Raw genomic sequence first — 13,606 nt, 5'->3', positions numbered from 1 at the left:
AGTTTATGTTCAACTTCAGTATTAAAAAAGATGTTCAAAATATCGAAAATCGACTTAAAGTTTAAGCTTTATTTTTTTACCAGTAGTTTCGATTTGTTGTATTCAAAATTCATTCTGGCAATATTTAATACTGAAATATTTTCCGGGCATTCTACCTGGCATGCTTCTGTATTGCTACAATGGCCAAAGCCTTCTTTTTCCATTTGTTCTACCATTTCAGCAACACGTTTATGCGTTTCTTTCTGGCCTTGTGGTAAAAGTTCTAAATGAGTGATCTTAGCTCCGGTAAACAAAGCAGCACTAGAATTTTTGCAACTCGCAACACAAGCGCCGCAACCAATACAAGCGGCAGCATCGAATGCAGCTTCAGCTTCCTCGTAAGTAATTGGGATGCTGTTGGCTTCTGGAGCCTGTCCTGTATCTACAGAAACAAATCCGCCTGAAGTTATAATTCGGTCTAAAGAAGAACGGTCTACTTTTAAATCCCTAACAATTGGGAAAGCTTCAGCTTTAAAAGGCTCTATATAAATGGTGTCACCATCTTTAAAAGATCGCATATGTAGCTGGCAGGTCGTGGTGTTTTTTAATGGTCCATGTGCAATTCCATTAATCATAACTCCGCATTGACCACAAATTCCCTCACGGCAATCATGATCAAATTCTACAGGTCTTTCTCCCTGTTTTACCAATTTAAGGTTTAGCGTATCCAGCATTTCCAGAAAAGACATGTCTTTATTAACATCTTCAACGGTGTAATCTTTAAAACTTCCTTTGCTGAGATTATCTTTTTGGCGCCATATTTTTAAATATATTTTCATCGGAATACATTTTAGTGGTTAAAATTTACAATTAGGAAGCTGGGTTATTTGTAGCTTCTAACTGTAGGTTTTACGAATTCAAAAATTAGTGGTTCTTTATTCAAATTTGGCTTAGAAGGATTTGTGGTCCATTCCCATGCAGCCGAATAAGAGAAGTTCTCGTCATCGCGTTTTGCTTCTCCATCTTCAGTTTGATATTCTTGCCTAAAATGAGCGCCACAAGATTCGTCACGTTGTAGTGCATCAATACACATTAGCTCGGCTACTTCAAGATAATCTGCAACCCGGCCGGCTTTTTCCAGTTCGCTATTAACTTCAGCAGCATCCCCGGGAACGATCAAATTGGATTTGAATTCTTTTCTTAATTTTTGAATATTTTCGATCGCTTTTTCCAGACCTTCTTTAGAACGTGATAGTCCGCATTTATCGTAAAGTTCTTTTCCCAGTTCCTTGTGGAATTCTTCTGCTGTTTTAGTTCCTTTTGTAGTTAAAAAGTCTTCCAGTAGTTTGCTGCAATTGGCTTCAGCAATATCAAATTCTTTATGCTGAATATCGGTTTTTGGAACTTTAATTTCAGTGGCTAGATAATTAGAAAGCGTGTATGGCAAAATAAAATATCCATCAACACAAGCTTGCAAAAGTGAATTTGCTCCAAGACGGTTCGCTCCGTGATCTGAAAAATTAGCTTCACCAATAGCAAAAAGTCCGTTTATACTGGTCATTAATTCATAATCTACCCATAATCCGCCCATCGAAAAGTGAGCTGCAGGTGAGATCTTCATAGGTTCATCATAAGCATTGATGCCGGTGATTTTTCGGTACATATCAAAGAGATTTCCATAACGCTCTTTAATAATATTTTTTCCATATTCTTTTAAAGCACGAGAAAAATCAAGATAAACAGCATTTTTAAGTGCACCAACACCTTTACCAGCATCAATCTGTTCCTTAGCAGCACGTGAGGCAATATCACGTGGAGCTAGATTCCCAAAAGATGGATATTTACGTTCTAAATAATAATCGCGATCTTCTTCTGGAATGTCATTAGGTTTGCGTTTTTCGTTTTGATCCTTAGGAACCCAAATACGTCCATCATTTCGAAGTGATTCAGACATCAAGGTTAGTTTAGATTGATAAGGTCCGCTTTGTGGTAAGGAAGTCGGGTGAATTTGCGTCCAGCTGGGATTAGCCATAAAAGCTCCCTTTTTGTGTGCGCGCCAAATCGCAGAAGCATTACATCCCATCGCTAAAGTAGAGAGGTAGTAGATCTTTCCAAAACCACCTGTTGCCAATACCACAGCATGAGCGCCATGACGTTCTATTTCTCCGGTGTCTAAATTTCGGGCAATAATTCCTTTCGCTTTATTGTCTATTAAAACCAGATCTAGCATTTCGTGCCGAGTGTAAAGTTTTACTTTCTCAGCTTTTACCTGCCGCATTAGTCCCTGGTAAGCGCCCAAAAGTAATTGTTGTCCTGTTTGGCCACGGGCATAAAATGTTCGCGAAACCTGCACGCCACCGAAAGATCTATTTCTTAAATAGCCGCCATATTCACGAGCAAACGGAACTCCCTGCGCTATAGCCTGGTCGATTAGACTGGCAGAACATTCGGCTAAGCGATAAGTGTTGGCTTCCCGAGATCTAAAATCACCTCCTTTTAAGGTGTCGTAAAACATTCTGTAAACACTATCACCATCATTTTTGTAATTCTTAGCAGCATTTACACCACCTTGTGCAGCAACCGAGTGTGCTCTTCTTGGAGTGTCTTGAAAACAAAAACTTTTTACCTGGTATCCCATTTCAGCAAGAGAAGCTGCTGCCGATGCTCCAGAGAGCCCCGTGCCAACTACGATAATTTCTAATTTTTTACGATTGTTTGGGTTTACCAGTTTTGCATGCTGTTTATAATTGCTCCATTTTTTTTCAAGTGGACCTTCAGGAATTTTTGTATCTAAAAAAGGCTTTTGCATAGCTTAATGTTTTAGGTAAATAAAAATAGGAATGATAAGGTATCCCAGTGTTATTGAAATAGAGAAAATATATCCAACAATGCGTACAAGCTTCGAGTAAAATGGATGGTAAAGACCTAAACTTCTATGTGCACTTGCCACGCCATGCACCAGGTGGAAGCCAAGTGCCAAAAAGGAGATGGAATATAAAATCACATACCAAATACTGTCGAAAGCGTTTACCACGAGCGTATAAAGATCTTTGTTGTCGTTTGCGTCCTTTGGAAGTTCTCCGAATTTATACTGATACCAAAAATCCTTAAAGTGGATTACCAGGAAAAGAAAAATAATGATGCCTAAAAACATCATATTTCGAGATTGCCAGGTACTTGCTCTGGATCGTCGATCTCTCGAAAGTTTTTGCCCATTGGCCCTCTTCGATTTAATACCAAGGTAAATAGCATCTAAAGTGTGTAAAAGAATACAGGCGTAAAGAACATAAGAAACAAGCTTAATAACGATGTTTCCTGATAAGAAGTGGCTGTATGCATTATACTGTAACTGTGCCTGTTCTTCCGGCAGCAATAATTGAAGATTCCCTAAAAGATGTATGATTAGAAAAAAAGAAAGAAACAAACCGGTTAGCGCCATGAGGTTCTTTCGGGTTAGGGCATTTTTAAAATAAATAATCATTGTTGGTTGATTTAAGTGAACATGATTGAGTACGTAGTTGTGTGCTGATTTCTAAAATAGGTTACGATCTTATAAAGTTGATTTTGGTTGTTTTTTCTGCGGAATTTTTTAAGCAAGTGCTTAAGAGAGAACATCATTTTCTGAATGGTTCTACGGAATTTTACTGAAGCTGCAACAACATGGAAAAATGGTCTTTTACTAAGAAGTTGACTTGGTTTTAGCCAAAAAATTAGGTTAAAAGAAGAAATTATGCTGAAGCATAAAAAGACTTCTAGAGTTTCCAATTTTGCTATTAAAAGCCACATGATATGCCGAATTTAGGAGACTAAAATTCGGTATTAAAAACATTAATTTTTATGATATATATCAGAATTCTGGAGGATATAGAAATATTTCAAATGTTTGAAAATGAATTCTGAGAATGTCTGGACTGGCAGGAGAATGTATAGTTATAAGTGAAAAAATATAAGCTGAAAATGTACAATTTGAGCCTGTTATTTTTTTCAGTATAAAAAATAGGATGCTGAAATTAAGAAGGCAAAGCTAGCCTCAAAAACCTTTGAGCTAAAATATAAGAATAGAAAAGATAAAATAAGAGTAGAGAGTGAGAAAAACTCTTAAGATTCAGTTTCTGCTAGCTTATAATCAAGGTATTTATGAATATCAGATTCAATAAAACGGATCGCAAAAGTTATGATCGCAAAATCATCGATATATCCTAAACCAGGAATAAAATCTGGAACTACATCTAAAGGATTAAGAATATATAAAAATGAAAAGGCAATAGCTGCGATGGTAAACCACGGTACATCTTTGTATATTCCTTTTCGGTAATCATTAAGCATGGCATACATTAATTTACCAATTTCAGTATATTTTTTTAGCATACCAGAATTAATGATCTTATCGGCAACTTCTTCTTGCGAATCGGCAGCTAATTCTACATCACCTTCATCTACACTTACTACGCCTTCCTTAAAATATTCTTCGTTTACTTCTTTTTTCTTTTTGCTAAACATATTCATAATTTCAGTTCGTTTTTAGTTATAATCGGTCTTTATCATTTCCGTATTCTTTTTTATAGATCTTCAGAATCAATAAAAACAGGGAAACCAATAAAGGTCCAAAGATCAATCCTATAAATCCAAATAAAGGGACACCCACAACAACTCCAAATAAGGTGATAAGCGGATGCACACTAGCCAGTCGCTCTAGAACATAAAGCCGAATTAAATTGTCTGTAGAGCCCACAACCACAAAACCATAAATAATTATTGCAATTCCCTGCCAGTCCTGGCCACTTGCGAATAATAAAATAGCGACAGGAACAATACCAATTGCGGTTCCTATAAATGGGATCATAGATCCTATGGCGGTAATCACAAACCAAAAAAATGGGTCTGAAACTCCTAAGATCAGGTAACCAATAAGTGCAATTATTCCCTGGCAAATAGCAACAAGCGGAATCCCTAAAGCATTTGATTTTACAAGGCTATTACTTTCTTTTGCAATGATCTTTAGGTTATCGCTGCCAATAGGAATATAAGACATTAGGCCTTCTTTCATTTTTTCTTTACTAATTAGCATATAGTAAAGCAAAAAATACATGATACCAATGGCGATAAAAGCATTAAACGTACCACCAGCAAGACTTTGCAATCGGGTAGATGTCCAATTTGCGATTGCCGAGGTATCTATAGATCCAGAAATATCGTAACCTACGTATTCTTCTAAATGTGTAAGCTGGCTTTTAGTGGCCTGTACTACTTTAGAAGAATTCTCTACGGCTTCAGTAATCTTAGAGCTTAGCATTAATACAATGCCGCCAATAGGAACCAATATTCCAAGAAAAGAGCCTACCATTAAAACCGTTGCGGCTAATCCTGGTTTCCAGCCTCTATTTACAAGAGCGTTCATCCATCTCACCAACAAAACGTAAAGAGCGATTGCTCCCAAAACGCCTGAAAGATAAGGGACGATTTCTTTAAAAATTAAAACCGTTAAAAATAAAATAAGCAGTAATACGAAGATTTGCCGTACTAATGCCGGTCTTAATTTGTTCATATAGATTTGGTTAGTAGTTGTTTATAATAGTTTTTGGTTTTAACTGGCAAAAAGCTGATCCATATTTTTAAAAGATTTGAATTCTAATGCATTTCCGCAGGGATCTTTAAAGAACATAGTGGCTTGTTCGCCAACCTGACCTTCAAATCGTATATAAGGTTCTATGATAAAATTAATATTTTTAGACTCTAGTAATTTAGCGAATTCCTGAAAAACTTCCCATTCTAAAACTACACCAAAATGTGGTACCGGCACCGCTTTACCATCTACCGGGTTACTATGTTCACTTGCAATTTCTTCTTTTGGTTTGTAGTGAATCACTAGTTGATGTCCAAAAAAATTGAAATCTACCCAATGATCACTACTTCGGCCTTCGCCACAGCCTAAAGTTTCACCGTAAAATTTTCTACAGGATTTAAGATCGTAAACAGGTATTGCCAGGTGAAATGGTTGTACTTTCATATTAGTTATTTCTAAGTGCTTTAATAAGTTCTTTTTTCGTCATTTTAGAACGCCCTTCAATGCCTACTTTTTTAGCTTGCTCGTAAAGATCTTCTTTGGTGCGTTCTTCGTATTTTTCTGCTGTACCACCTTTTTCTCCAGAGTTTTGAGTATTGGCAATTCTGGCCGATTTCTCTTTGCTATAGCCCTGGTCTCTTAAGGCTTCGTACTGCTCCTGATTTTTTACACGTTTCGCCATCTTTTTGTACTAAAAATAGAAAGATAAACACCATTTAAATCAGGATTTTCGCTAATTCTCTGTTAAGATTTTCTGCGAGGTCGTTTCCCTTTGTAGCTGTTCTTAGGTTTAATTCCTTTAGGTTTGGTGCTTTTCTTTTCTTCGGAAAAATGAGAAGCTTCCTCGGTTTTGGATGAGGTATTTACCAAACGATCGATCTCCTCAAGCTCGGCTTCTGTGATATGTCGCCATTTTCCAATAGGAACATCTAACGGAACATTCATAATTCTGATACGCTTAAGTTTTGTCACTTCGTAGTGTAAATATTCACACATTCGCCTAATTTGGCGATTAAGTCCCTGCGTTAAGATGATCCTGAATTCCTTTTCGCCGGTTTGCTCTACAAAACATTTTCTGGTTACGGTATCCAAAATGGGAACACCATTACTCATTTTTTTGACGAAATCTGGCTGAATTGATTTGTTAACTTTTACAATATATTCTTTCTCGTGATTGTTTCGCGCACGCAGGATTTTGTTCACGATATCACCATCGCTGGTTAAAAAGATCAATCCTTCGCTGGGTTTATCTAAACGGCCAATAGGGAAAATACGTTCAGGATAATTAATGTAGTCTATAATATTATTTTTCTCGCGTTTTGTATCGGTTGTACAAACGATCCCTACAGGTTTATTAAATGCGATGTATACATTTGGCTTTTCCTTTTCTTCTATGGCAATTAATTTACCATCTACCCTAACTTCGTCTCCGGGAGCTATTTTTGTTCCCATTTCAGGAACAACACCATTTATGGTTACGCGTCCCTGGTTGATAAGTTTATCTGCAGCTCTTCTGGAACAATATCCAGCTTCACTTAAAAATTTATTTATTCGGGTTAAATTCTCTTCAGCCATTATAAAACAAGTGTTTCGCAAAGATACAAGATTAAGAATTGATGCCCATATTTAAAAACTTTGAAAAAAAATTAAAACCCGGGCAACCTTTTGTAACTTTTCTGCGTCTATGTAAATAGAAGCTCTTTTGGTAAGATGGCGATCAAAAAAACATCAATTAATTAAGAACCTTAATGCAGGTCATCGAGTTCAAGGCAAGCTTAGGGAAACTTAAACCCTTATTAGGGAAATTAAAATCATCAGGTGAAAGTAATTCAACTTTTTAAAAATGAATCTCAGCTTATTAAACGTGCTGCGCAAAACAATCGCGAAGCGCAACAAAAGCTGTATGAGATTCACTCGGGTAAAATGCTAAGCGTTTGCCGGCAGTATATTAGAGATTTACACGATGCCGAAGATGTAATGTTAAGCGCCTTTTTTAAAGTTTTTACGCATTTAAAGGATTTTAAGTTCGAAGGAAGTTTTGAAGGTTGGGTTCGCAGGATTATGATTAGGGAAGCGATAAGTTTTCTTCGGAAGAAAAAGAATCTCGAATTTCAGGAAGATGAATTTAGTAATTATACAGAAAGTTCTAATAATATCGACGAGCAATTAAGCGTAGCGCATATACAGCAGCTTATCGACGATCTGCCTGAAGGTTATAAAATGGTTTTTGTGTTGTATGCGGTAGAAGGCTATAAGCACCAGGAAATTTCTAAAATGCTAAATATTACTGAAGGAACTTCTAAATCTCAGCTTTTTAAAGCGAGAAAATTATTACAGGAAAAATTAACGAATAAAGGAACAGGTTATGGCGCCAATTAAATTTGAAGAGCATATAAAGGAGCAGTTGGAAGAGCGTCGTATTTCTCCGTCCGCATCGAGTTGGGAAAAACTTAATGCGCGATTAGACGAAAACGAAAATCGACAAAAATCGAATAAAAAATGGTGGTTGGGGATTGCAGCTTTACTTGTAATTGCCATTTCTGCAGGAGGTTTTATGCTGAAGTCTGAAAACGGAACTATAGAAGAACAAATTGTAGATACACCTTCTGAAAAAACTTCAGAAGAAATCACTAAACCAATAGAGAAATCAGGAATTCCTTCCAGAGAAAAAGAAAATAATTCGGCTATTGCTGCGGAAGAAGTGAAGGAAGAAATTAAAGAAGAAACTGAAAAAACTACGCCTGAAATTATCCAAAATCAGCTTAAAAGAGATTCAGAAAAAATAATTCCGGTGCATAATGAAATAGGTGTAGCAACGATCGATGTACAAGAAGTAAAGACAGAAACTTCAGAACAAATCGTGCCGAAAATCGATAAAATCAACCCTAATTTTATAAATCCTACTAAAACGGAAGAAGATTTTATTGCGCAAAACGAGAATTTGATTCAGAATAAATTAGAAGAAGTGATAAGATCTCTAGAGGCAAATAGTGAAGATTCGGTTAGCGATGCAGAGGTTAATGCTTTGTTATTGGCAGCAGCGAGCGATCTGGATCAGGATTATCAAAAAGAATTTGCCAATCCATACAGTGCTGAAGCTTTACTGGCAGAAGCCGAACACGAAATCGAGAAATCCTTTAGAGATAAGATCTTTCAATTGCTAAAAGAAGGCTATTCTAAAGCTAAAAATGCAGTCGCACTAGATTAAGTAACGCACAAATAAACCTTTAAATATCATCACCCAAAAAAGGGGTCATTCATCAATCTGTTTTAGAGCTTAAGCTTTAAGACACTAAAAACTAATACTTACTATGAAAACAATTATCATCTATTTTGCCTTCTTAATTTCATCTTTTGCTATTGGCAGTATGGAGGCGCAGGAAACTACAACCGATAAAGAGGAGCACACAACAGATTCGATTGCTCGAGTGCAGGAAATTAAAGAGCGAAAAATAAAAATTGCAACAGAAGAGGAAAAAGCAAAGCTTAAAAAGGAAATCGAATATATTAATAAAAGCCTCGAAAATGGCTGGTGCGATGAAGAAGAAGCCGAAAAGAGAAAGAAGGAAGCTGCAAAATTAGCGGCTGAAAACATCAAAAACCGAATCGTGATTATTACGAACCAAGTTGATATGGACGAGCGTAATCGTCATGACGGGAAATATCTTGAACTTAAACTTACCGATGGGAGATTAGGTTTAGGGATAGAGGAATCTGACGATAATAAAAGATCCCAAAAAAGAACAACGAACGATTTAGTGCTTGCCTTTGGTTTCAATAATGCCTTAGAAAGTGGTCAATCTATAAATAATTCAGGTTTTAAGCTGGCAGGAAGTCGATTTTTTGAAATTGGTTGGGCGTGGACCACTAGAGTTTTCGAAAATACCAATTGGTTAAGAATGAAATACGGATTGTCTTTTCAGTTAAACGGATTAAAACCTACAGATAACCGCTATTTTGTGCAGGATGGTGATGTCACAAGATTAGAAGAATTTGAATACGATTTAGATAAATCGAAGTTCAGAATGGATAATCTTGTAGTGCCAATTCATTTTGAAATTGGTCCGTCTTCAAGAGGGGAAACAAATGGTTACAGAACTTTTTCTACAGACGATCAGATAAAAATTGGTTTTGGAGGTTATGCCGGTTTTAATATTGGTGAGCGCCAAAAGCTAAAATTTAATGATGGCGACGATCAAAAAATAAAAGATAAAAGTAGTTTTAATACTAACGAATTTGTTTATGGTTTAAGTGCATATTTAAGTTTTGGCGGTACAGCGCTTTACGCAAAATATGATCTTAACCCTATTTTTGCCAGCCCAAATACAGAGCTTAATAATTTCTCTCTAGGGCTAAGATTTGATGTAGACTAGTCACTATATAATTTGTATTTTTGCAGACCTTGTCGCCTATGCGATGAGGTCTTTTCTATTTTCTGAGAATAAGAAAACCTTCAAAAAACATCCAAATTTGATTTCTAAAAGTACCATAGATAGTGTTTTTGAAACCGCCAGAGTAGAGGAGGTGATCCAGGATTTTGTTCAGCTTAAAAAATCGGGAACAAACTTTAAGGGATTAAGTCCGTTTACAGACGAGCGCACACCAAGTTTTATGGTCTCGCCGGTAAAACAAATTTGGAAGGATTTCTCTAGCGGAAAGGGAGGAAATGTTGTGGCCTTTTTAATGGAGCACGAACATTTTACCTATCCCGAAGCCATAAAATATCTGGCAAAAAAATATGGGATCGAAATTGAAGAAACTCAGCAAACCGATGAGCAGAAAGAGCAGGCCAATGAGCGTGAAAGTATGTATCTGGTTTCTGAATTTGCCAATAAATATTTTCAGAAGATTCTGCATAAAACCGATGCCGGCCAGGCTATTGGGCTAAGCTATTTTAAAGAGCGCGGTTTTACGAATGAAACCATCAAAAAGTTTCAGCTTGGATATTGCTTAGACGAATGGGATGCTTTTACCAAAGAAGCTTTAGCTGAAGGTTATAAACTGGACTACCTGGAAAAAACTGGTTTATCGATCGTAAAAGGCGAGCGACAATTCGATCGTTTTAAAGGCAGGGTGATGTTTCCTATCCATTCGATGTCTGGGCGGGTTTTAGGTTTTGGAGGCCGAATTTTAACTTCAGATAAAAAAGCTGCAAAATATCTAAACTCGCCAGAGAGTGATATTTACCATAAAAGTAAAGTGCTGTATGGTATTTCGTATGCTAAGCAGGCCATAGCAAAAGAAGATAATTGCTATTTGGTTGAAGGTTATACAGATGTTATTCAGTTTCATCAAAGCGGGGTACAGAATGTGGTTTCTTCTTCGGGAACAGCATTAACAAACGAGCAAATTCGTTTGATTAGCCGTTTAACTAAGAATATTACAGTACTTTTTGATGGCGATGCCGCCGGCATTAGAGCTTCGTTGCGCGGGATCGATTTGATCCTGGAGCAGGGAATGAACGTTAAAGTTTGCAGTTTCCCTGAAGGTGAAGATCCCGATAGTTTTGCGCGTAAAAATTCTGAAGAGGAGTTAAAAGAGTTTTTAGCAGAAAACGCGACCGATTTTATAAGTTTTAAGGCGTCTTTATTAATGAAAGATGCTAAGAACGATCCTGTGAAAAAGGCGGCTTTAATTCGGGATATGGTAAGTAGTATCGCAAAAATACCAGATACCATTCAGCAGGAAGTATATCTTCAGGAATGTTCCAGGATCATGGATATTTCAGAAGATGTTTTATTTTCTACGCTGGCGCAACTCACAAAAAAAGGAGCCCAGGATCAACAAAGAGCGGCAAAAAAAGACCAAAAAAGCTTTCAGGTTGTAAGAGATGATCAACCAAAACAAGAACAACAAACTATACGTCGAGTAGACGAATTACATGTGCTTGAAAAAGGCATTGTAAGTGCGCTATTACTCTACGGAAATGAAAAGCGAGAGTTTGAAGAAATGTTTTTGGAAGCTGATGAATCTGGCGAACCGATCTTAAAAAGTGCGAACGTAGAACGAAAAGTTTCTCGTAAGATCTACCTGGACCTTCAGGAAGATGAGGTTGCTTTGGCCAATCCAGATTTTAGAGCGATATACGAGCAGTTAATTGAATATTACAATCGGGAAGAAAAGCTAGTTATTGAGAAATTTATAAGTGAGATGCCACCTGAAAAATCGGCAATTGTGACCGATATTCTTATGGCTGAGGAACAATACCAGTTAAGTGACTGGATGCGGCAGGATATTCCCGTAAAATCGAAAGATGAGCAGATAGATCGATTGGTTTCAGAAACTATTTTAAACTTCCGTCGTCATTTATTGATGAGTAAGATCAAGGAGTTACAAGGTTCTATAACCGAGTTGAATGCAGAAGTTGATAATTCAGAAAAACTGGAAGAAATAATGGATTATATTCAGCTTCGAAAAACTATAGAGGAAAAGCTTAATAGAGTTACTAGTTAATCCAACTACACGAATTTAAACTACAGGACTTATTTGTAAAAGTCGGGATTGGGTAATAAGATCTGCGATACTATCGGCATCTAATTTTTTAAGCAATCTCGCTTTATACGTACTTACCGTTTTTTCGTTAATATTTAAAGCTTCAGCAATATCTTTATTACGCTTACCACTACTAAGTAAATTTAGAACTTCAGTTTCACGAGAAGAAAGTTTCTTAAATCTAGAAATCTGATTTTGTCCTTTGGATATACCGCTATTTAATTTCTGAGTAATTTCTTCATTCAAATAGATACCACCGCGAGCCACCTGTTTGATCGCTTTATTTACAATTTCAGCCGAATTTGTTTTCGAAATATATCCTGCAGCACCAGCTTTAATAGCACTTAGTGCATACATTTCCTCTGGATGACAACTAAACACCAAAATCTTAATATGTGGGTATTGTTGTTTAATTTGTCGCAACGCATGAATTCCATTTAATTGCGGCAGATCGATTTCGATCATTAGCACATCTGGTCGCCTGTTTTCCAGAAATCTAAAAAGCTCGTTACCTGTGGCAGCATGGCCAATGACGTTGATAAAATCGTTAGTTTCTAAGATATACTTAATACTTTCGGCGATTACGGGGTGCTGATCGGCAATTAAAACGGTACTCATTTTAGGATATAGTTAGCTATGTTTAAAGTGTAACTCTAATCTAAAATTAAGTGATAATGCTAATAAACCTCCTGTAATCGCTGCAATTTCGATAAAACGTTTAATTTTTAAGATGAACAGGTATTTCGCATACCGGGATAGGATCCATTTTATGTGAATTCGCTGTGTTTAGTTTTAAATAGGTGGTGTAAACTTCTTTTTCTCTACCTTCAAAATCGGCTTCAGTTTTACCGGTATCCTGCATTTTCATTGCCCATTCTAATTCATCATAGCTGGCGCCAAGTTGCATTTCGTCACTTCGGCTATCACCAAATAAACCATCACTTGGTGCGGCGATCATAATGTCTTCGATTACCTCCAATTCTTTTCCTAATGCATAAACCTCACTTTTCATAAGATCTGCGATTGGGCTAAGATCTACACCGCCATCACCATATTTTGTGTAAAAACCAACGCCAAAATCTTCAACTTTATTCCCGGTACCGCCAACCAAATACTTATGCAATCCGGCGAAATAGTACAAAGTAGTCATTCTTAAACGCGCTCGAGAATTTGCTAAACTTAGGTCTACATTGGCAGATGCTTCAACTTCTGGTAAAGCACTTCGAAAGCTTTCGAAAACCGGCGTAAGATCTACACGTTCGCTGCTAACATTCGAAAATCGTTCTTTTAGAGAAGCAATATGTTTTTGTGCACGGCTAACGTGAGAAGGATCCTGGTGAATAGGCATTTCTAAAACCAAAACATTTAAACCCGTTTTTGCACAAAGTGTTGAAGTTACAGCTGAATCGATTCCGCCACTCACCCCAACAACAAATCCGTTCATTTTGGCGTTTTTAGCATAGTCCTTTAACCAGTTTACAATGTGATCGATTACTTTTGTGGTTTGCATAATGTTGGGTGAATTAGTTTGTAAATAATACCTTTGCACACAAATCTAATACTTAAACATTA

The 13,606-nt window shown here is 36.8% G+C and carries 15 protein-coding genes; 4 read left to right on the top strand and 11 right to left on the bottom strand.

Annotation, left to right across the window (positions count from 1 at the left end; translation table 11 throughout):
• Nucleotides 1-68 precede the first annotated feature (68 nt).
• The 9 genes from BM201_RS12435 to rluF all read right to left on the bottom strand — a co-directional run bounded on the left by BM201_RS12435 (nt 69) and on the right by rluF (nt 7,117).
• Nucleotides 69-818: a succinate dehydrogenase/fumarate reductase iron-sulfur subunit gene (locus BM201_RS12435; protein ID WP_092543114.1), complete on the bottom strand. Its 750-nt coding sequence runs from the start codon at nt 816-818 to the stop codon at nt 69-71.
• A 44-nt stretch (nt 819-862) separates the two neighbouring features.
• Nucleotides 863-2,788 (bottom strand): fumarate reductase/succinate dehydrogenase flavoprotein subunit, encoded by a 1,926-nt coding sequence (locus BM201_RS12430; RefSeq protein WP_092543112.1) that lies wholly within the window; start codon nt 2,786-2,788, stop codon nt 863-865.
• A 3-nt stretch (nt 2,789-2,791) separates the two neighbouring features.
• Nucleotides 2,792-3,460, bottom strand: a complete 669-nt coding sequence (locus BM201_RS12425; RefSeq protein WP_092543110.1) for a succinate dehydrogenase cytochrome b subunit — start codon at nt 3,458-3,460, stop codon at nt 2,792-2,794.
• Between the two features lie 11 nt (nt 3,461-3,471).
• Nucleotides 3,472-3,765, bottom strand: coding sequence for a hypothetical protein (locus BM201_RS12420; protein WP_092543108.1), 294 nt, complete (start codon nt 3,763-3,765; stop codon nt 3,472-3,474).
• Nucleotides 3,766-4,077: 312 nt separating this feature from the next.
• Entirely contained in the window at nt 4,078-4,485 is a 408-nt protein-coding gene (locus BM201_RS12415; protein ID WP_245758633.1) for a YkvA family protein, read from the bottom strand.
• Nucleotides 4,486-4,504: 19 nt separating this feature from the next.
• Entirely contained in the window at nt 4,505-5,524 is a 1,020-nt protein-coding gene (locus BM201_RS12410; RefSeq protein WP_092543104.1) for an AI-2E family transporter, read from the bottom strand.
• Nucleotides 5,525-5,563: 39 nt separating this feature from the next.
• Nucleotides 5,564-5,986 carry a VOC family protein gene (locus tag BM201_RS12405; RefSeq protein ID WP_092543102.1) on the bottom strand — a complete coding sequence of 141 codons (423 nt, stop codon included), beginning with the start codon at nt 5,984-5,986 and terminating at the stop codon, nt 5,564-5,566.
• 1 nt (nt 5,987) lies between these two features.
• Nucleotides 5,988-6,224 (bottom strand): DUF7218 family protein, encoded by a 237-nt coding sequence (locus BM201_RS12400; RefSeq protein WP_092543100.1) that lies wholly within the window; start codon nt 6,222-6,224, stop codon nt 5,988-5,990.
• A gap of 62 nt (nt 6,225-6,286) precedes the next feature.
• The gene (gene rluF / locus BM201_RS12395; protein ID WP_092543098.1) at nt 6,287-7,117 is read right to left on the bottom strand and encodes a 23S rRNA pseudouridine(2604) synthase RluF; all 831 of its coding nucleotides are present in this window, start codon (nt 7,115-7,117) and stop codon (nt 6,287-6,289) included.
• Between the two features lie 243 nt (nt 7,118-7,360).
• Between rluF and BM201_RS12390 the strand changes: the two genes are divergently transcribed.
• The 4 genes from BM201_RS12390 (at nt 7,361) to dnaG (ending at nt 11,995) form a co-directional block, all read left to right on the top strand.
• Nucleotides 7,361-7,921, top strand: coding sequence for an RNA polymerase sigma factor (locus tag BM201_RS12390; protein ID WP_084841353.1), 561 nt, complete (start codon nt 7,361-7,363; stop codon nt 7,919-7,921).
• Nucleotides 7,908-8,750 (top strand): hypothetical protein, encoded by an 843-nt coding sequence (locus BM201_RS12385; RefSeq protein WP_092543096.1) that lies wholly within the window; start codon nt 7,908-7,910, stop codon nt 8,748-8,750. Before BM201_RS12390 ends, BM201_RS12385 begins: the two co-directional genes overlap by 14 nt.
• A gap of 103 nt (nt 8,751-8,853) precedes the next feature.
• A complete protein-coding gene (locus tag BM201_RS12380) occupies nt 8,854-9,915 on the top strand; it encodes a hypothetical protein (protein ID WP_092543094.1) in 1,062 nt (353 codons plus the stop codon).
• A 97-nt stretch (nt 9,916-10,012) separates the two neighbouring features.
• The gene (gene dnaG, locus BM201_RS12375; RefSeq protein WP_092543305.1) at nt 10,013-11,995 is read left to right on the top strand and encodes a DNA primase; all 1,983 of its coding nucleotides are present in this window, start codon (nt 10,013-10,015) and stop codon (nt 11,993-11,995) included.
• 15 nt (nt 11,996-12,010) lie between these two features.
• On the opposite strand, the gene BM201_RS12370 is transcribed toward dnaG, so the two are convergent.
• Together BM201_RS12370 and nadE are read right to left on the bottom strand one after the other, a co-directional pair.
• On the bottom strand, nt 12,011-12,652 hold the full coding sequence (locus tag BM201_RS12370; RefSeq protein ID WP_092543092.1) for a response regulator: 642 nt from the start codon (nt 12,650-12,652) through the stop codon (nt 12,011-12,013).
• Between the two features lie 100 nt (nt 12,653-12,752).
• Nucleotides 12,753-13,544 carry an NAD(+) synthase gene (nadE, locus tag BM201_RS12365; protein WP_092543090.1) on the bottom strand — a complete coding sequence of 264 codons (792 nt, stop codon included), beginning with the start codon at nt 13,542-13,544 and terminating at the stop codon, nt 12,753-12,755.
• Nucleotides 13,545-13,606: the final 62 nt, after the last annotated feature.

This window comes from Zunongwangia mangrovi (assembly GCF_900112105.1).
GTDB classification, from domain to species: Bacteria; Bacteroidota; Bacteroidia; order Flavobacteriales; family Flavobacteriaceae; genus Zunongwangia; species Zunongwangia mangrovi.
This window is presented reverse-complemented; position numbering and strand designations above follow the sequence as displayed.

Coding starts and splice junctions, on each gene's coding strand:
- BM201_RS12380 (WP_092543094.1), top strand. CDS start 8,854: ATGAAAACAATTATCATCTATTTTGCCTTCTTAATTTCATCTTTTGCT.
- BM201_RS12385 (WP_092543096.1), top strand. CDS start 7,908: ATGGCGCCAATTAAATTTGAAGAGCATATAAAGGAGCAGTTGGAAGAG.
- nadE (WP_092543090.1), bottom strand. CDS start 13,544: ATGCAAACCACAAAAGTAATCGATCACATTGTAAACTGGTTAAAGGAC.
- BM201_RS12430 (WP_092543112.1), bottom strand. CDS start 2,788: ATGCAAAAGCCTTTTTTAGATACAAAAATTCCTGAAGGTCCACTTGAA.
- BM201_RS12415 (WP_245758633.1), bottom strand. CDS start 4,485: ATGAATATGTTTAGCAAAAAGAAAAAAGAAGTAAACGAAGAATATTTT.
- rluF (WP_092543098.1), bottom strand. CDS start 7,117: ATGGCTGAAGAGAATTTAACCCGAATAAATAAATTTTTAAGTGAAGCT.
- BM201_RS12420 (WP_092543108.1), bottom strand. CDS start 3,765: ATGTGGCTTTTAATAGCAAAATTGGAAACTCTAGAAGTCTTTTTATGC.
- BM201_RS12410 (WP_092543104.1), bottom strand. CDS start 5,524: ATGAACAAATTAAGACCGGCATTAGTACGGCAAATCTTCGTATTACTG.
- BM201_RS12370 (WP_092543092.1), bottom strand. CDS start 12,652: ATGAGTACCGTTTTAATTGCCGATCAGCACCCCGTAATCGCCGAAAGT.
- BM201_RS12435 (WP_092543114.1), bottom strand. CDS start 818: ATGAAAATATATTTAAAAATATGGCGCCAAAAAGATAATCTCAGCAAA.
- BM201_RS12400 (WP_092543100.1), bottom strand. CDS start 6,224: ATGGCGAAACGTGTAAAAAATCAGGAGCAGTACGAAGCCTTAAGAGAC.
- BM201_RS12405 (WP_092543102.1), bottom strand. CDS start 5,986: ATGAAAGTACAACCATTTCACCTGGCAATACCTGTTTACGATCTTAAA.
- BM201_RS12425 (WP_092543110.1), bottom strand. CDS start 3,460: ATGATTATTTATTTTAAAAATGCCCTAACCCGAAAGAACCTCATGGCG.